18 protein-coding genes, 1 tRNA gene and 5 pseudogenes are annotated in these 15,358 nt (G+C 50.2%); 7 read left to right on the forward strand and 17 right to left on the reverse strand.

Features of this window, described 5'->3' with window-relative positions:
• Nucleotides 1–42: 42 nt before the first annotated feature.
• From AACS24_RS07665 to AACS24_RS07710, 10 genes are all read right to left on the reverse strand, one after another.
• A complete protein-coding gene (locus AACS24_RS07665; protein ID WP_181364344.1) occupies nt 43–381 on the reverse strand; it encodes a hypothetical protein in 339 nt (112 codons plus the stop codon).
• Nucleotides 382–406: 25 nt separating this feature from the next.
• Nucleotides 407–598 (reverse strand): hypothetical protein, encoded by a 192-nt coding sequence (locus AACS24_RS07670; RefSeq protein WP_108573037.1) that lies wholly within the window; start codon nt 596–598, stop codon nt 407–409.
• Nucleotides 595–1,092 carry a RadC family protein gene (gene radC, locus AACS24_RS07675; protein WP_041216046.1) on the reverse strand — a complete coding sequence of 166 codons (498 nt, stop codon included), beginning with the start codon at nt 1,090–1,092 and terminating at the stop codon, nt 595–597. Before radC ends, AACS24_RS07670 begins: the two co-directional genes overlap by 4 nt.
• A 92-nt stretch (nt 1,093–1,184) precedes the next feature.
• Entirely contained in the window at nt 1,185–1,415 is a 231-nt protein-coding gene (locus tag AACS24_RS07680) for a hypothetical protein (RefSeq protein WP_108573039.1), read from the reverse strand.
• Nucleotides 1,390–1,818 carry a hypothetical protein gene (locus AACS24_RS07685; RefSeq protein WP_108573040.1) on the reverse strand — a complete coding sequence of 143 codons (429 nt, stop codon included), beginning with the start codon at nt 1,816–1,818 and terminating at the stop codon, nt 1,390–1,392. The genes AACS24_RS07680 and AACS24_RS07685 overlap by 26 nt, the downstream gene beginning before the upstream one ends.
• A gap of 10 nt (nt 1,819–1,828) precedes the next feature.
• Entirely contained in the window at nt 1,829–2,254 is a 426-nt protein-coding gene (locus AACS24_RS07690) for a DUF2787 family protein (protein ID WP_181364346.1), read from the reverse strand.
• Nucleotides 2,255–2,289: 35 nt separating this feature from the next.
• Nucleotides 2,290–2,853 (reverse strand): lecithin retinol acyltransferase family protein, encoded by a 564-nt coding sequence (locus AACS24_RS07695; RefSeq protein WP_108573044.1) that lies wholly within the window; start codon nt 2,851–2,853, stop codon nt 2,290–2,292.
• A gap of 84 nt (nt 2,854–2,937) precedes the next feature.
• Nucleotides 2,938–3,612, reverse strand: a complete 675-nt coding sequence (locus AACS24_RS07700) for a hypothetical protein (RefSeq protein WP_108573046.1) — start codon at nt 3,610–3,612, stop codon at nt 2,938–2,940.
• Between the two features lie 11 nt (nt 3,613–3,623).
• Nucleotides 3,624–3,776, reverse strand: coding sequence for a hypothetical protein (locus AACS24_RS07705; protein ID WP_021137985.1), 153 nt, complete (start codon nt 3,774–3,776; stop codon nt 3,624–3,626).
• A gap of 11 nt (nt 3,777–3,787) precedes the next feature.
• Entirely contained in the window at nt 3,788–4,141 is a 354-nt protein-coding gene (locus AACS24_RS07710; RefSeq protein WP_108573048.1) for a hypothetical protein, read from the reverse strand.
• A 280-nt stretch (nt 4,142–4,421) separates the two neighbouring features.
• Between AACS24_RS07710 and AACS24_RS07715 the strand changes: the two genes are divergently transcribed.
• Entirely contained in the window at nt 4,422–4,766 is a 345-nt protein-coding gene (locus tag AACS24_RS07715; protein WP_041216040.1) for a helix-turn-helix domain-containing protein, read from the forward strand.
• A 146-nt stretch (nt 4,767–4,912) separates the two neighbouring features.
• On the opposite strand, the gene AACS24_RS07720 is transcribed toward AACS24_RS07715, so the two are convergent.
• Together AACS24_RS07720 and AACS24_RS07725 are read right to left on the reverse strand one after the other, a co-directional pair.
• The gene (locus AACS24_RS07720; RefSeq protein WP_108573050.1) at nt 4,913–5,887 is read right to left on the reverse strand and encodes a YagK/YfjJ domain-containing protein; all 975 of its coding nucleotides are present in this window, start codon (nt 5,885–5,887) and stop codon (nt 4,913–4,915) included.
• Between the two features lie 363 nt (nt 5,888–6,250).
• Nucleotides 6,251–6,463, reverse strand: a complete 213-nt coding sequence (locus AACS24_RS07725; protein WP_108573052.1) for a helix-turn-helix transcriptional regulator — start codon at nt 6,461–6,463, stop codon at nt 6,251–6,253.
• A gap of 357 nt (nt 6,464–6,820) precedes the next feature.
• On the opposite strand from AACS24_RS07725, the gene AACS24_RS07730 reads away from it, so the two are divergent.
• From AACS24_RS07730 to AACS24_RS07740, 3 genes are all read left to right on the forward strand, one after another.
• A complete protein-coding gene (locus AACS24_RS07730) occupies nt 6,821–7,798 on the forward strand; it encodes a hypothetical protein (RefSeq protein ID WP_146181473.1) in 978 nt (325 codons plus the stop codon).
• A gap of 66 nt (nt 7,799–7,864) precedes the next feature.
• A complete protein-coding gene (locus AACS24_RS07735) occupies nt 7,865–8,266 on the forward strand; it encodes an H-NS family histone-like protein (protein WP_108573056.1) in 402 nt (133 codons plus the stop codon).
• Nucleotides 8,267–8,434: 168 nt separating this feature from the next.
• A tRNA-Thr gene (locus AACS24_RS07740) sits at nt 8,435–8,510 on the forward strand.
• Nucleotides 8,511–8,665: 155 nt separating this feature from the next.
• Here AACS24_RS07740 and AACS24_RS07745 read toward each other — a convergent pair.
• Nucleotides 8,666–8,860: pseudogene (locus AACS24_RS07745) on the reverse strand (IS630 family transposase); the annotation flags it as partial.
• Between the two features lie 57 nt (nt 8,861–8,917).
• Nucleotides 8,918–9,344: pseudogene (locus tag AACS24_RS07750) on the reverse strand (integrase core domain-containing protein); the annotation flags it as partial.
• A gap of 88 nt (nt 9,345–9,432) precedes the next feature.
• On the opposite strand from AACS24_RS07750, the pseudogene AACS24_RS07755 reads away from it, so the two are divergent.
• Nucleotides 9,433–9,711, forward strand: a pseudogene (locus AACS24_RS07755) (transposase); the annotation flags it as partial.
• 296 nt (nt 9,712–10,007) lie between these two features.
• Here AACS24_RS07755 and AACS24_RS07760 read toward each other — a convergent pair.
• On the reverse strand, nt 10,008–11,036 hold the full coding sequence (locus tag AACS24_RS07760; RefSeq protein ID WP_108573069.1) for an IS110 family transposase: 1,029 nt from the start codon (nt 11,034–11,036) through the stop codon (nt 10,008–10,010).
• Nucleotides 11,037–11,122: 86 nt separating this feature from the next.
• Between AACS24_RS07760 and AACS24_RS07765 the strand changes: the two are divergent.
• A pseudogene (locus AACS24_RS07765) lies at nt 11,123–11,761 on the forward strand (IS5 family transposase); the annotation flags it as partial.
• 23 nt (nt 11,762–11,784) lie between these two features.
• On the opposite strand, the pseudogene AACS24_RS07770 reads toward AACS24_RS07765, so the two are convergent.
• A pseudogene (locus AACS24_RS07770) lies at nt 11,785–12,420 on the reverse strand (helix-turn-helix domain-containing protein); the annotation flags it as partial.
• Nucleotides 12,421–13,522: 1,102 nt separating this feature from the next.
• On the opposite strand from AACS24_RS07770, the gene AACS24_RS07775 reads away from it, so the two are divergent.
• The gene (locus tag AACS24_RS07775; protein ID WP_108573058.1) at nt 13,523–14,392 is read left to right on the forward strand and encodes an EAL domain-containing protein; all 870 of its coding nucleotides are present in this window, start codon (nt 13,523–13,525) and stop codon (nt 14,390–14,392) included.
• Between the two features lie 334 nt (nt 14,393–14,726).
• Here AACS24_RS07775 and AACS24_RS07780 read toward each other — a convergent pair.
• On the reverse strand, nt 14,727–15,358 hold a 632-nt coding region (locus AACS24_RS07780), incomplete at its 5' end, for a hypothetical protein (protein WP_181364345.1).

Below are 15,358 nucleotides of genomic sequence, written 5' to 3' on the forward strand. Positions count from 1 at the left end.
TCCGGATCATGGTGCTGATGATCCGGGTTTGGGATGTTGGCGTTATTCGTGCGCCTGCTCGGCTTCTGGGTGAGCGGCATCGAACAGGATGGTGTAGAGCGCACCATCAATACCATTGACGGCGTCGTGGTGCGGGTAATAGGGCGGTGAATCTCGGGATCGCCCGAAGTCGTCGCCAAAGCAATTGAGGCACTCGCGGATCTCGATGGTAGACCCCCGCAGCAAGGTCTCTTCAAATTGCTTGGCATAACTTTCGTCGTCACGGGCCTTGGTGACCGCCTTCTCCAATAACGCCAGCGCTTCCTCGCTGCTGGTGGCGGCCAAACCATCGCGCAACTTCTCGATTGTTGCCTCTAGGGAATAGGGATTGGGTAATCGCATCGTGCTTATCTCTTCTGGGCACTCCTTAGTGCCGCAACTGATGCAGCAGCGCATCAATGGCCTCGATGCAGTCAGCCTGGGTGAGCAGGTAGCCGTTAGGTAGGTGAGCTACGATGGCGGGCTCTGCCTGCATCTCGACGTTGTCTGCCAGCCAGCAGCGCAGCTCGAGGAGGATATCGAGGGCGGTGAGGTGTGGCTTACCTGGGGTTAGAGTCATAGCTGACCTCGCTCAGCCAGCGAGGTCACGCCCTCAGCACCGACCACCAGGTGGTCGAGCAACCGGACATCGACCAGCGCCAAGGCCTCTTTGAGGACTTGGGTGAAGACCCGGTCTGAGTGACTGGGCTCCGGGTCACCGCTGGGGTGATTGTGCACCGCAATGATGGCCCCACAATTAAGTATCAGGGCCCGCTTGACCACTTCCCGCGGATAGATGCTGGCGCTGTCGAGAGTACCGCGAAACAGCTCCTCAAAGGCCAGGACACGATGTTGGGAGTCGAGGAACAGTGCGCCAAACACTTCGTGCTCCCGGTCCTGTAGCAAGGTTTGCAGTCGCTCGGCGGCATCCGTGGTACTGGTGATGGCAGTGCCTTTGGCCAGGCGCTTGCGGGCAATCTGGTTGGCGATACGCAGCAGGTCTTGCTCGGTCACCGGTTCGGTGACGACATAAGTGCCGGGGCATTCTCCGGCTTTGAGCTTGTGATAACGCATGGTGGTCTCCTGAAAAAGAAAAACCCCGGCAGCGCGAGGCGTGCCGAGGTCACATGGATGTAGAGGGGTTGTTGGTTAACTCTGGAGATAGCTCAGTTGGTTGTGGTGATGGTTCCTGCTGTGGCTGTGGGGTCTTGCTTCACCGGCATCAGCGGTTCGGGGACCAACACGGTGAGCGGGATAGCCAGCGCCAACCTGCTTGCTTCCACGGCCCGTAGATAAACGCTGTAGCCTTGTACGGTCAGGCCACTGTCACGCACCACCTGTGTTTCCCCCTCTCGATTGATGGCTTCAAGTTCAACGGCTATCGGATGTTTGGGCATCGCTAGCCTCCTCTTGGGGTAAGGAGTCACTCTCCACACGATAACCGTTATGAATGCAGGTACGCTGCAGGTCGCTCAGAAAACTTCCCAGCACGCAGGGCTGCTCAGAGAGCGGGACGGGTCCTGCTTGGCTGCGCCAGAAACAGCGACGCGTGGGGTCCACACATATGTCATCCACGGGTTGGCTCATGGTGCGCCAATCCTCGGCATTGGTGAGGGAGAGCAGTTGCCACTGCACCCCAGACCAACGCAGATGCAGCGTAACGGTGCGGGCATGTGGGTCATCAGGGGTCAGGTGCAGCAACCAGCGCTCGCCCTGGCGAGTGGGCTGCAGTTTGGCCTTGGCCGCAACCAGTCCCAGCCACTGGCGTGAATAGTGAGATAGCGGCAGTTCGTTAGTCATCACACACCTCCTACTCCCCGCTGACCGTGACGGTGAAATACCCCAACTGGGCGTAGCTAATGAAATTGCTCTGCCATAGGGCGAACAGTTCCCGTGCTTCCACGCCGGGTAGCGGTCCCCAACCCTGCAGATAGTGCTCGTCACAGGAGAGGTTGAAGTCGAGCTCCTTGCAGAGCTCAGCATCCAGGCCCAGCCCCTGATAGCTGAAGTCAGTGATGTAATCGAAGACCCAGCCGTGCAATCCCCGAATAAGCCGCAGCTCTACCGGATGGACGCCACCCGTTTCGGCACTGTAGCCGGGGCTGCGAAAGTTAAAAGTCAGGGTCGAGAGGTGGGTAAGGCCGAGCTGTTGTTCCCGCACAACGCTGCGCAGCACGTCAGGTAGCGCGGGTGAAATCGGCAGGGCCATCCCTGCCAGGTGAAATGGCATGGTCATCATGGTGTGTCCTTTCATATCGAATGTGAGAACCGTTAAACCCTGAGCCAACGCCAGGCGCGGTAGAGGCCATAAGTGGCGGCGAGGGAAAGCGTGATGGGAGCGGCAGTAGAGCTCAGCAGTGAACCCGCTGTTGCCGCGAGCACTGTGCGCGTTGACGTACTTAACATGGTGTTGGTGGCCAGCCCTGCGAGTGCTGAGGTAGTGGGTTGACTTGCCACAGTGCGCAGAGCCTGATGGGCCACCCACCCGGTCGCAATCAGCTGGTTAATCTGCTTGCTGTAGTGAAAGCCCTCGATACACCAGAGCACAAAGTGCTCACAGTTGTTAAAGAGGGTGCTGTAGTGCGCCTCCCCGAGGCGAGAATAGGCCCGGTCGATGCTCTCCTCCCGGTTGTAGGCGCGAGTCTCATGGTGCTGGATGTGGTAATCGTGCTCTTGGCAAAACTCAGCCAGGGAAGTGATGGTTATCTGGCCGGACAGTTCACCGGCACTGAAGCCTAGGTAATGGATGACCTGATGGTCCCCCAGATAGAGACCGTGGTGCTGGTAACCGGTGCGAGGGGAAACGAGGTGGTCCCCCGGTTGTGGTAATGGCATGGACAGTTCCTTTAATAAAATGCGGCATAAAACAGAGGGCACCCGAAGGTGCCCTGATGGTGGTGAATGTGTGGTGGCTGGTGGTCAGGATTGTTTGCGCAGCGTCAGGCTGCTGGCATCCCATACCCAGCGCTCGCTGGGATTGCCGGGTAGATTGAGGGTAAAGCCGTTGGGCTCGGGGCTCAGCTTGCCCTGGTCGCTGCACGTCCCAAACTCGGTCGATATCATGGTGGGTGAGTCTTGTCTGGTCACGACCAACTGGTAGAGCACCGGGCAACCCACGCCACCACTGAACAGCTCAATCAGCGCGACCTGGCCACCGGGTATTGCAAATTGGTGGGCCACATCAACACCGGCATAACTGTCGTGATGAGTCAGTAGCTCACCATTGAGCAGTACATCGAAGTTCACCTCATCATTCTTTCGCACCGTAAATCCGGCTGATGCTTTCGCCAGCTTGGGCTGAAAATAGACGCTGCCATCGGTGAAGGTCACCATGGCCCCTTCAAGCGACACCTGTGTCCCCACCAGGTCAATCAAGGCGGCGTAAGCCTCATCATCGGTCCATATCTCAACATTCCCTTGCCCTGGCACCTCGACCCAGTACTTCATGCTGGCGTAGCTCAGCTTCCCGCTCAGGCTGGCAGGCACCTTTGTCTCAATCTCCAGCACGCCATCGGCAGCGAAGGTTGCCATCGAACAGCTGAGCAGCAGCCCCAGCGTGGCCGCTCGTAGTGTCCGGGTGAACAGTGTCGTCATGTGTCTCTCCATCAGTCTTTGCAAATAAGCCAGTACAGCAGTCCGGCCAGAATGGGGTCGATAATTAACCCGAGAATGAACCAGCCCCAGAATGAGCGTCCGTTACCGGCGGCAACAAAGCCCAGCAGTAACGCCAGTCCCACCCACAGCAGAATTAATGGCATGGATGCTTCTCCTATTGGAATGTGTAGGCCGCCTCACCCTGGTCGGTGAACACGGTGGCTTCGAGCAAGTTGCAGGTGCCCGGAATAAGGGCGAACTGGGTTCGCTGGCTGTATTTGAGTGATACCGGGAACGTGCGGTCTACCCCGTAGGGACCGACTGCCACACACTTTCCTCGGTTGATGAGGATCTTCTTGATGGTGACTGCATCATTGAGGGACGTTACCTGTAGCTGGGGTCGGCCCAGTGAGTTGTAGAACAGGTCGAGCTTGAATTCCGGCGGTGACGCCTTGGTGCCGTCAGAGGCACTGGTGTAGATAACCGCTGAGGCAGCAAGCACTGCAGCAGCGATAAGGTAGCGTTTCATGTGTGGTCTCCTGTGACATGAAAAAGACAAAAGGGTGCCTGGCCGATGAGGTAAGCCTCTCGGGTAAGCGGGGTCATACAGATGATGTCAGCGCGTGCGCTGGCAGTTAGCCAAGCGCCACTGAAGAAAGCGGTTCAGGGTTAGGTCGTGTTGAAGACTCCTTTTTCAGCGTAGGTCCGAGCATTTCAATAAATTAGATCTAATTGGATGATCCTCATCTCAATAGGTCCTTAATGTCAATGGGGTCCACGGTCAACCATACAGGTTGAATGGAGGACTTATGACAGACGTCAACTTTGAAGAGCTGGCCAAGAGCGTAGGTAAAGCGATTGGACGGCAACGCCAACAAGCGGGGCTGACCCAGGAGCAAGTCGCAGAGCACCTGGATATCGGGATGGAAGCGGTCTCCCGGATGGAGCGGGGAAAAGTGGTGCCTACCGTGGTGCGGTTGGCAGAGCTCGCTCAGCTGTTTGAGTGTGAGCTGGCAGACTTCCTGCGTGAAACCAGCAACCGCCCTACCGAACAAGGTATTGTGCTCAGCCAGCAATTGGCCAAGCTCAAGGCTGCTGATAGAGAGCTGGTGCTGGAGGTGGTTGATAAGCTAGTGGCGCGATTAGCGCCTTAATGGCTCTGTGTGAGCATCGATGACAAACTGATGCCGATACCAGGACCGATAACTTGGGAGGCCGCAATGGCGCTCCCAAGCAGCTTTACAGCGATATCTGTTTACTCTCCCCTGATAATATCTGTCTGAGATCTTTTTCAATCGAACTAGATCAGTACCGGCAACCCTGAACGGCGGATGCGTGGGCGACCGCGACGATTACTCGCTTCAGGTATTTCCATGCGGCCAAAGGTACGACGTCCAGAGGGAAGCGTGGCCAGCATCAACTCATCGTGCTTGGTCAGATACCCGAGCGCCTTTAACAGCTTCTCCTGCTTCTGCTCATCATCCCAATGCACCAAGCCTATCCCATCGATTCCCCGTGCTTGGTAGTGCTCACGAAGGTGGGCACAGTTGAAATAGGTGCCAAGATCATTGGTGTACTCTTCCCAGTGCTCTCCCAGTAATCGGCCTAGTGAGCGATCCTGCTGATGACGAGCGCCGTTGAAGATGAATACGGTGTGCATGTGAAAGCGCCGGTCTTGGCCATATTCCATCTTCCAGATATATCCAACCAATCCAGGGAATTGTCGCTTGATGATGGCCAGATAGCGCCTGCGATCTTCCATCGCCGTCTCGGGCGTTAGCCGACTGTAAACCTTCTCCTTGTAGCCAAGGTCCAAGCGGATGAACAGTAGCTTGGAATACTTGAGAAATAGCGTCGGGATATATTTATCAAGACTCTGACTGTTACGGGGGGCAGCCCTTAATTTGTTATCCAGCCGCTTCTGGTGCTCCTTGCTATACAGCGCTTGGTGAAATGCGCTCAACGCCAGATTAATGTCACGCGCTATTACATGTGCAGTCTCTTCATCTAATCCCCGTAGCTTGATTTGTGCTAACCCATGCACACCTTGCATGTGGCGTAAAAACAATGCCACCGTAGGATGTGAAGATGAAATGTCAGTATGACTATAGAAATAGTCATCAGCATCCTCCAATACATCGAGCAATCCTTTTGTTTCGCTGGTAAAACACAGCTTGTTTGGTGCGGTGGTTATCAAAGATACCATCGGTGCTGTTTCAGCATTTAAGCTGTTCACAAGTGCAATGATGGATATTAGTCTTGTCTTATTAAACATAGAACCTCTTTTTTAGGCAAGGTTACCCCTACGCGATGTGATAGGCACATGCGTATATCAGGGGAAGGGAATAAGTGGTGAGGGTTGGTATCACCACCTAATGGTGGATGATGAGATGGTTATTGAATGGTTGTAGTAACTAATGGGATAGATATGTAGTAATGAGTAGGGTGTAATGATACTGGTGTAGTATTCAATGGAATGTAATGACCAATAATAAATATACCTTAATGCTCAGTCTCCCGATGTATGGCTTGAAACATGGATTTCCATATATAAGCAGAAAATACATTATTACCATCCTTCAAGGTATTAGTATGCTCTTTTTGATGGTTGTAAGTTATGGAGATAATGAAGGGTAAATTAGACTTCTCTTTGGGTTATCAAATTTTCGACCCAAGCATCAATTTCATGCTCTAACCAGCCGACGGCGGACAAACCCAGCTTGATGGGTTTTGGAAAGTTACAGTCATAGCGTGGTGACTTTGGGTTGATACGGTCATATATGGTTGAACGGGCCATGCCGATTTTGCTCATGAGGTCTTTAATACGCAAGACTTTGATGGTGTTGTTCATGGATGTACTCCTGAGGGTTGGGTTTTGCTCAGTAGATAATCCATGCAGTAATTTTTTAGCCGCATACCTCTTTACGCTACCAATAGCGTTATTGGATGCACGTGTAGTTAGGGCGAGAAAACACCGACTCATAGGCCATTAATCTCCTTGTATAGAAGAGGCGGCAGAAGCTTCCGCTTACCCCCCTTCAGCTCAAGTGCCAAGCGTTTCATCTTGCCTGTAAAACACCCTAAGAATCCCACTAAAAAAAGCATCGAACATCAAATAAAAATCGTTTGCATTTTGTGTTTTTTATATTGACATTCATTCTCGTTGGCAGTAGTTGTTATGAAAATTCTTTATTGCTGGTAAATAGGAATGAGTAGCTATAAGTGGAGTGATCGAGAGGCCTTCTATCTTTATAATGCGTTAATTTACAATGAATTTACTTATCCATTGAAAAGATGCAAAGATACAAGGAGATTATCTCTCAGTGAGATGAGGTCAGAATTAGATTCTCTCGTATACGACATCACCAGTGACACTCGTGGACAAAAGAAGTTATTTATTGATCTCATGCATTCTCAATGTATGGACTTTGATGAAGCTGGGCTCGATATACCTTCTTGCGTCAAAGGCTTCATGTCTCAAATATATAAAAAGATGGTAACAAGCAGCAAAGACCTATCCTTGTTACTTAAGGATAAACGAGCACGACGATACACCTTTGCGTCCATGCGCGTTGCAATTAAGTCGTATGAGCAATCATCTCACAATCAGATATTTGGAGGGGCCTTTTTCAATGATGTGAGGAGTGGTTCATTTCGAGACGATCTTGACAGCTGCCTATCCAAGGCAGACCTAGTAACGTATATTGAACGCTGTGCGGATATCGAAGTATTCCCCAAGGCTACATTTTCAACTCATCTAGCGCGTTGGAAAGTCGTAGAACGTGATTATAAAATGATTGATTGGGTCAGTCGCAATGATGACAAGGTGGTGTGGGCTTGGGGATACTTGGAAAGAAAATATCTAGAAGGGAATAAACCTGAATGGATAAGTCTTGGAGGCAAGTCATCAGCTGACTTGAAAGGTATTCACAGTGATGCGTTGGTTTTGTTTTATGACTTGTTACAGAGTGATTTAATAAAAGAGTCATTGATGACAAACCTGTCTCGTGCCTGTGCAAAGAAAAGGTATTTAGAGAAGCAGGAGGAGCGAAAGCCATCATCTTACCTACTCAGCACTAAAGCTAAAAAAAAGTTATCTGCATTGGCGGAAGTTGATAACAAAAATCTCAACAACGTGATTGAAGACTTGATTAATGCTGAATACGACAGGAGAATGCGAAGGTAGTTTGTGTATGAATACCTGACTTAAAGCCTATATATCATTTATTCAAAGCGTGAATTGGAGCATCTAATGAGTGAGTTTTTGAAAGTGCTGTTGAATATCCGCAGTCTGCGCGCTGCAATGCGCGAGCTGTCTCTGGAGCAAGTTAAAGAAGCTCACGAGAAAATCGAAGCGATTTATCTGGAGCGCTTGGAACTGGCTGAAAAAGAGCAAGCTGCAAATGCTGAGCACCAGCAAAAGCTGGCTGAGTTCCAAGCTATGTTGGCCCAAGCGGGCATTGACCCGACTGAGTTGGTCGGCAGTGCCCCGGCAGCAGCGACTGCGGCTAAAGCCAAACGAGTGCCTCGCCCACCCAAATACCGTTATGTTGAGAATGGCGTAGAGAAAACTTGGACCGGTCAGGGCCGTACACCCAAGTTCCTGGCTGAGCAACTCGAGCAAGGCCGTCAATTGGATGACTTCCTCATCTAAATAGACAAGGCCATGCCCTCACGGTGTGGCCTTTCTGTTTACACGCTCCATGGCTCAATTAATGCTAGGTCTCGTCGCTATGGATTATAAACTTTCGGAATATTCTGTCGCATGACCGAGGTCAGCCCTAATGACATTATTCAAAACATCCTCTAGCATGCGCATAATGCTGGCTTAGCTCAGTAGGTAGAGCAACTGACTTGTAATCAGTTGGTCACCAGTTTGATTCCGGTAGCCAGCACCACGGTCAACCCCGAATTCCTCATAGCCGATCCCTATGCCAGCCATAAAAGACTTAGACGCAGAGCGTGAGGATTTGGATGCACGATTACGTGAAGCTATTGATAACTGGGATCCACGCCGCCCCAGACGCTGGCTAAATAACTGATCTCAATAGTGCTACACCTTCGCAGCGCCATAGCCATTCCCCGGGAAAGGAGACACGGGATCCATGAAGTGTTTCACTCGGGCCAGCAGGCTGGCCATTCCTCTGCATTGATGATTGCGCGTGACGGTTTCATGTAACTTGTGCCACAACCGTTCTATGTGATTAACCCAAGGACTGTAAACTGGTTGGAATACCAGACAGAACTGTACAGATCTAGTTATCACCTGACACCGGCCTCAAACCGGTGTCTTGTTTACGCTACTTTAAGTGCGCACTTCCTTCGGTATCAATTTCAGACCCTTCTTGAACATGCTGTAGGGGGTCTGACCCTCCATCATCCTGCCCTGATGTGGTGTAGTGCGCCAGATAGCTATCTAGGTCTGTCTGCATCTGCTCAACCAACTCATACTAGGTAGTTCTCCCCTTGATACGGAAGTGTTCATCCAGCAGTGTGCGATGCAGTCGTTCGATAAAGCCATTGCCCTGTGGCCTGCGCACCTTGATTGTCCGGTACTCAATTCCCTCCAGTTGCAGAAACAGCTCGTAGGGATGATGGTCAGCGCGCCCGCAGAACTCTCGCCCGTTGTCCGACAAGATGGTATAGACCCGAGCCTCGTGAGCCTCGAAAAACGGCAGTACCGTTTCATTGAGCACATGGACCGAGGTCACCGGTAGCTTGCTGGTGTAGAGGGCGTTGTTTCCCAAATCGATGCAGCTTGAATGGAACTAACTGAGGACTTGGTGATCTGATCACCACCATCCTCTTCAAGTCTGCATCATGGGCACATCGCTTCACCCCATCACCAACTGGCCTCAATACAACAAGTCTTTGATTAACCTTGGTTCACTCACCTTCTGGGTTGATGTCGAGGCCATACGCAACTGGTTTCACCACGACCATCATGGACGACGGGGACGCAGCCAGCTCTACACCGACCAGACCATCTGCACATTCCTGATGCTCAAGGGGATTTTCAGCCTCACGCTTCGTGCTACTCAGGGGCTACTCGACTCCCTGTTCGAGTTGATGAATGTACCGCTGTGCGCACCAGACTACATAGATGGTCGCCCCGGTTTGCCAAGCCCTCAATCCATGAAAGTGAGTCAGGTGGAGATTGCAGCCATAGATCCGGATTTCAATCGAGGCTAGCGCCTCTATCCCTAATGGAATTCGCTGATGGGGACCTCTATCAGCTGTTCGCTCTTACAAAGCCCTGTAGTCCACGGGTTTTCCCCATCACGGTCTGACCTGTCTCGCCATCACGTCATGATTGCCTGTGCAATCGGTTGTTCTCATCGATATCAGTTACTATTAGAGTCGCTACGCAGTTGGTGTCGCGGGACACTTGTTGTTCAGGCTACCACGCCATAATTAGCTTCATATTCTCTTTCCTGAGCAAGCAATGCCCAGACTATGCGGGCATTCTTGTTGGCGAGTGCCACGGCGGCCACGTTATGATTGCGCCGCCCCATCACCCCTGCTAACCAACTGCCTGCGTGTTGCGCCTTGCGCTCAGCTACCCGGAGCACAGCCCGAGCACCATGGATCAGCAGGGTACGCAGATAGCTGTCGCCGCGTTTGCTGATCCCCAGCAATGTTTGCTTGCCACCGCTGGAATGTTGGCGTGGCACCAGTCCCAACCACGCCGCCAACTGTCTGCCATTCTTAAAATTTTTTGCGTCTCCGACGGAGGCGATCAAGGCACTCGCGGTGATCGGGCCGATGCCCGGGATCAGCGCCAGCTTCTTGCTGGCGGCGTTCTCACGGTGCCAGTTCTGGAGTTGGACCTCCAGTTCCTGAACCTGCCGGTCGAGCGCCTTGAGATGAGCCCCCAGACGCTCGAGCAATTGCCGAAACGTCCCTGGCAACCCGTTCTCGCACTCCTCTAGGATCTCGGGCAGATGCTTGCCAATGTGGGCAATGCCTTTAGGGATGATGATCCCGTGTTCTGCCAGCAGACCGCGTAGCTGGTTGGCCTGTGCGGTCCTCGCCTTAACAAAGCCTTGTCGGGCGCGGTGCAGCGCCAGGACGGCTAACTGTTCACTACTCTTCATTTGCACAAACCGCATGTTCGGACGGCCCACCGCTTCGCAGATCGCCTCAGCATCCGCCGCATCGTTCTTGTTGGTCTTCACGTAGGGTTTAACAAACTGCGGGGCCATCAGTTTGACGGTATGTCCTAGCCCTTGCAGTTTGTTGGCCCAATAGTGGGCGCTGCTACAGGCTTCCATGCCAATCAGACAGGGTGGCAGATTGGCAAAAAAGCTGATCATTTGTGCCCGCTTGAGCGGCTTGTTAAACAGGCACTTGCCGTGTTCGTTCACACCGTGTATCTGGAAAATCGCTTTCGCTAAATCGATCCCGATAGTTTTAACGTTCAGGTTGGTCGCTCCACTCACATTGATGAATGTATCGTCCCACACGTTGGCACAGGTGCTGCCGGTTTAGGAGGGGCGACCATCCCATTAGCTGTGTCAGCAAGCGCGCTCACACGGTGAAAGTGGCCTATCGACAGCCCGCCAAGGGGCGTATCACCGACTTGGTCATCGACTCGACTGGCCTGAAGGTATTTGGCGAAGGCGAGTGGAAAGTCAGGAAACACGGCGCCGAAAAGCGCCGAGTCTGGCGCAAGTTGCATTTGGCGGTAGACCCGGCAACCCACGATGTCGTGGCAGCAGAAGTGTCATTGGAGAATGTCCATGATGCCGAGGTGCTGCCAATCTTACTCAATCCACTGCGGCGCAAGCTGGGCCGTGTTTATGCGGATGGTGCCTACGACAGCAAAGCCAGCCATCAGCTTATCTCGCGCAAAGGGGCAACAGCCTGTATCCCGCCTCGCAAGAACGCGGGACTCTGGAAAAAGGGGCACCCAAGAAATGAGGCCGTGCTGGTGATGCGCAAGGAAGGGCTGGCGCACTGGAAGCAACACTCCGGGTATCACCGTCGCTCGCTGGCAGAGACGGCGATGTATCGGTTCAAGCAGTTAATGATGGGCAAAATCAGTCTGCGTAACTACAACGGCCAAGTGGGAGAGGTCATGGCCTACGTGTGTGCGATGAACAAACTGAATGCCCTTGGCCTACCTGTCAGAAAGCCCCGAGTATAGCGCTCACCCGGGGCTGGGAACGTCATGACTTGCTGGCTGATTTGGGAAACAACGCCGGTGTAGAGCCGTCCCCTGGCGTGGCTACTGTAGCAGTCCAGCATGGTTTGCAGATACACCTTGCCAACCCCCTTGAGCGCGCCGACGAAGAAGGTGTCGACAGCCACCAGTTCTCCGGTGTAGTGAACCTCAATCTGGCGTTCGCGAAACTCGGGGCTGAAGCGCTCTAACAGGCGAATCTGTTCGTCATTGAGCTCAATGGTCTGCTCCCGGTGCGTTTTCTCGAGGCGCAACAAGCGGTCGTGTTTGGAGAGCAAGTCGTGACGTTGCCACACGCCACGCACTCCACCGGCACTGACGTTGATACCTTGCAGAGCCAGTTCTTGGGCGACCCGCAGCGAGCCATGAGTTGGTCTGGTGAGGGAGTCATCGAGGATGGCCTGCTCAATTCCGGGCGCGACCCGGTTGGGATGGGCCCCTTCACAGCCGGGCAATTTGTCGAGCAAGCCTTCGGCGCCATAGGTCTGGTAATTACGGCGAATTTCGTAGAACGGCTGACGACTGTAGCCGATGAGCTTGCAGGCTTTGCTGACGTTATTGAGCTCTTTGGCGATCTCTAGCAGGCTGAGTTTACGACGTGCTACTTTATCGCTCGTGGCCATACGGTGACTCCAGATAACACGGTAGGGGTACCGTTTTATTATTCGGTTTGAAGCCGTATGACTACTCCCTTTTGTGGGCAACTGTCAGGTGAATACCATCTCCATACATATTGTGGCTGGCAGCTCACTAATAATATTATTTTAAGCTAGACGTTGGCTTTGTATTTTTTCTGTCGCGCACAACTAACACAGTGCGGGTTACAATTGAGGCTAATGTCTCAGCGCTTAATTTCAAATCCGTAGGACATGCTTCGATGCAAGTTTTTTAGGAATATCTTAATTCCGAGAAAATAAAATCGGAGTGATTTTCGATATGGATTGGTACTTGCCAATCCAGAATCTAATGAACAGTGTTTATCTAAGTAATACATGAATAACATAGTGTGCAGTTAGTAAATAAATTAAAACAACCATGTGAGACTAACTATCAATGCTATATTCATAGGCCCCGTAATTTCAATTAATCCCCCATAGGCCCACCAACTATTGCTATTACGCCGCTCACAGATTAAATACTGGACTCATTAGTTCTATTCCGCGTTAAATGGTACGGTTCGTGTGAATGAAATACTCCACCACTAAAACAGATGTGTTGTTATGATATAAGGTAGTCGTTGGAATAACCAGGCTGTAGTACTCGGTCTTTATACAGACTGAGTATTACCCGGTGGGATTCGACGAAGGATACCCTGTAGCAGGCAGTGTCAATATCACACCAATATCGGGAACAAGTCCACAGTAACTGAAGGGTAGCCCAATGTCAGGTGTTGCTTGAGTCATCATTATGATTGATTCTATCACATCACAATAAGCCACAATATGTTGAATAATATAGTTTTTTTTGGGAATTGTTTGGAAGTATCAAGTGTTCGATGCATTGGTTACTCTTTGTTCATTGAATCAAACCCCCTGTTATTGCAGGGACTAGAGTGGAGGGCGAGATGCCGCTAAAAATGAATAGAAGAAGATTGCAAATAATAATGATCCAACGCATCCAACGCGATGATATGGCAAATGGCCAAAAGGTGGGGAGCCTATCATTTAGATGGACAATGTGTTTAGCAGAGATGGTTATCCATAATTTTTTCGGGGAGAGAAGGCTATGAGTTTCTTCTTGAGCTTGAGTTTATTTTTTATTGGTCTTTGTTGTCATTTTGTGTATTACATTCAGTCTCCAGATCCTGAGCAGAAAAAATTGCGTCGAGCTTTAACAGATGGTGAGTTTGTCGCGTTCCTGCAACCTATAGTAGGACAGTCTGGGAGCTTGGTCACTGGATGTGAAGTGCTTGTACGTTGGTTGCATCCCACGAAAGGGCTTGTCCAGCCAGACCACTTTATACCTCTAGCCGAAAAAAGTGGATTGGTTGTTCCGATGACACAAGCTTTGATGCGTGAGGTTCTACGTCATTTCAGCCCTATTGCACATAAATTGCCATCTGGATTTCACTTTGGATTCAATATTACGGCAAGTCACTTCCATGATTTAACTCTCGTAGACGATTGTCGGGCTTTTCTTGCTGGTTTTACAGACCGGCCTGTTACTTTGGTGCTGGAGGTAACTGAGCGTGAGTTACTTACACCTGATGAAGTGACATGTCGTTTATTTACCGAACTTAAAGAGTTAGGGGTGGTTATTGCACTTGACGATTTTGGGACTGGTCACGCTAATCTTGCTTATTTACAGGAATTTGACATTGATATTATCAAGCTAGACAAGCGTTTTGTGATGCAAGTGGGAAGTGAAAAAATGTCTACACATATCGTTGATAATGTACTCGATCTGGCCAGTAGGTTAGAGTTGAAAGTTGTTGCTGAGGGGGTGGAAAACTCAGTTCAACGAGATTTATTAGAGGCTCGTGGAATTGATTTCATGCAAGGTTACCTCTTTGGCAAACCGGTACCTATGGAAAATTTTTGGAAAGTATATGGTAATAATAGAATATCCGATCATGGAGATAGTATTCATCCCTAATGGGGTTAGGAGGGGGAGGTTATGACGTCAATAGTTGATATGTGAACAAGATAGTTGTTGATGAGAAAGTGGTTCTGCATTCAAGTACTGATCATAGTTACAAGTGATGTGATTAAAACATGTGGACTCATTTGCTGTTTTAGATGCAGGTGAAGTAGGGTTTAGTGCTTATAAAAATAAGCTGTTGCGGCAGCATAGACGCCCATATGGAGCGAGTTCAATAACGTTCAATGGCCTGTTCCGACTCTGTGTTTGGTGAACTACACGGCGAAGTTTAATTGATCACAGTCAACACTATTATCCGACTCACTCCAACACATGAAAATATTTTGGGTTATGGTGTATATGCTCTTGGTTTTTTATCGAACAGTAATATTCCACCAAAAGCGTCACTAACTATAACTTGATTTTTGGGGTCTATATTTATTGCATTTGTTTTTTTTCTTGAAAACTCATTTAGAATCATCAGGCATGACTGACAGTCCGCCATGCGAGAATCATCCAGAGATTTAATTAGTAACGATTTTGTGTATAAAATGGTATGTAGCTTTGATTTTTCATCTGTGGAAGGCGTTATTTTTACTGAGGACAACTTGTCAAAGTAAAATAATGGAAAGCCGTCACTAGATATAAATTTATATTTCTGTAGGATGGTATCTGAATCGCCATCATATACAAGTCCATCTATTTTCAAATTGCCAGCATAGATCGGTTCGTTGATGCAGGAACTATAAATATGTATATCGATGGCTTCCCAGTTAGATGGATTTTTTGAAGCGAAGTCGTTTGTCTTCATATTTTTTAATACACACGATAGTTGCTTATCTATTGATGAGCTTTTATCCACTAAAAATATTTTTGAACTTTTATACATGCCTATATCAAGCAGGGAGATAGCCTTGTCAGAAACAAATATTTTGTAATCTCTTAATTTGTCAGTGCTTTGGTTGACGGTATCTTTTATAT

The organism is Aeromonas sp. HMWF016 (assembly GCF_963878195.1).
GTDB lineage: Bacteria > Pseudomonadota > Gammaproteobacteria > Enterobacterales > Aeromonadaceae > Aeromonas > Aeromonas lacus.

Excerpts from the sequence above, each read along its gene's own strand:
- AACS24_RS07665 (WP_181364344.1), bottom strand. The coding sequence starts at position 381 with ATGCGATTACCCAATCCCTATTCCCTAGAGGCAACAATCGAGAAGTTG.
- AACS24_RS07670 (WP_108573037.1), bottom strand. The coding sequence starts at position 598 with ATGACTCTAACCCCAGGTAAGCCACACCTCACCGCCCTCGATATCCTC.
- radC (WP_041216046.1), bottom strand. The coding sequence starts at position 1,092 with ATGCGTTATCACAAGCTCAAAGCCGGAGAATGCCCCGGCACTTATGTC.
- AACS24_RS07680 (WP_108573039.1), bottom strand. The coding sequence starts at position 1,415 with ATGCCCAAACATCCGATAGCCGTTGAACTTGAAGCCATCAATCGAGAG.
- AACS24_RS07685 (WP_108573040.1), bottom strand. The coding sequence starts at position 1,818 with ATGACTAACGAACTGCCGCTATCTCACTATTCACGCCAGTGGCTGGGA.
- AACS24_RS07690 (WP_181364346.1), bottom strand. The coding sequence starts at position 2,254 with ATGACCATGCCATTTCACCTGGCAGGGATGGCCCTGCCGATTTCACCC.
- AACS24_RS07695 (WP_108573044.1), bottom strand. The coding sequence starts at position 2,853 with ATGCCATTACCACAACCGGGGGACCACCTCGTTTCCCCTCGCACCGGT.
- AACS24_RS07700 (WP_108573046.1), bottom strand. The coding sequence starts at position 3,612 with ATGACGACACTGTTCACCCGGACACTACGAGCGGCCACGCTGGGGCTG.
- AACS24_RS07705 (WP_021137985.1), bottom strand. The coding sequence starts at position 3,776 with ATGCCATTAATTCTGCTGTGGGTGGGACTGGCGTTACTGCTGGGCTTT.
- AACS24_RS07710 (WP_108573048.1), bottom strand. The coding sequence starts at position 4,141 with ATGAAACGCTACCTTATCGCTGCTGCAGTGCTTGCTGCCTCAGCGGTT.
- AACS24_RS07715 (WP_041216040.1), top strand. The coding sequence starts at position 4,422 with ATGACAGACGTCAACTTTGAAGAGCTGGCCAAGAGCGTAGGTAAAGCG.
- AACS24_RS07720 (WP_108573050.1), bottom strand. The coding sequence starts at position 5,887 with ATGTTTAATAAGACAAGACTAATATCCATCATTGCACTTGTGAACAGC.
- AACS24_RS07725 (WP_108573052.1), bottom strand. The coding sequence starts at position 6,463 with ATGAACAACACCATCAAAGTCTTGCGTATTAAAGACCTCATGAGCAAA.
- AACS24_RS07730 (WP_146181473.1), top strand. The coding sequence starts at position 6,821 with ATGAGTAGCTATAAGTGGAGTGATCGAGAGGCCTTCTATCTTTATAAT.
- AACS24_RS07735 (WP_108573056.1), top strand. The coding sequence starts at position 7,865 with ATGAGTGAGTTTTTGAAAGTGCTGTTGAATATCCGCAGTCTGCGCGCT.
- AACS24_RS07775 (WP_108573058.1), top strand. The coding sequence starts at position 13,523 with ATGAGTTTCTTCTTGAGCTTGAGTTTATTTTTTATTGGTCTTTGTTGT.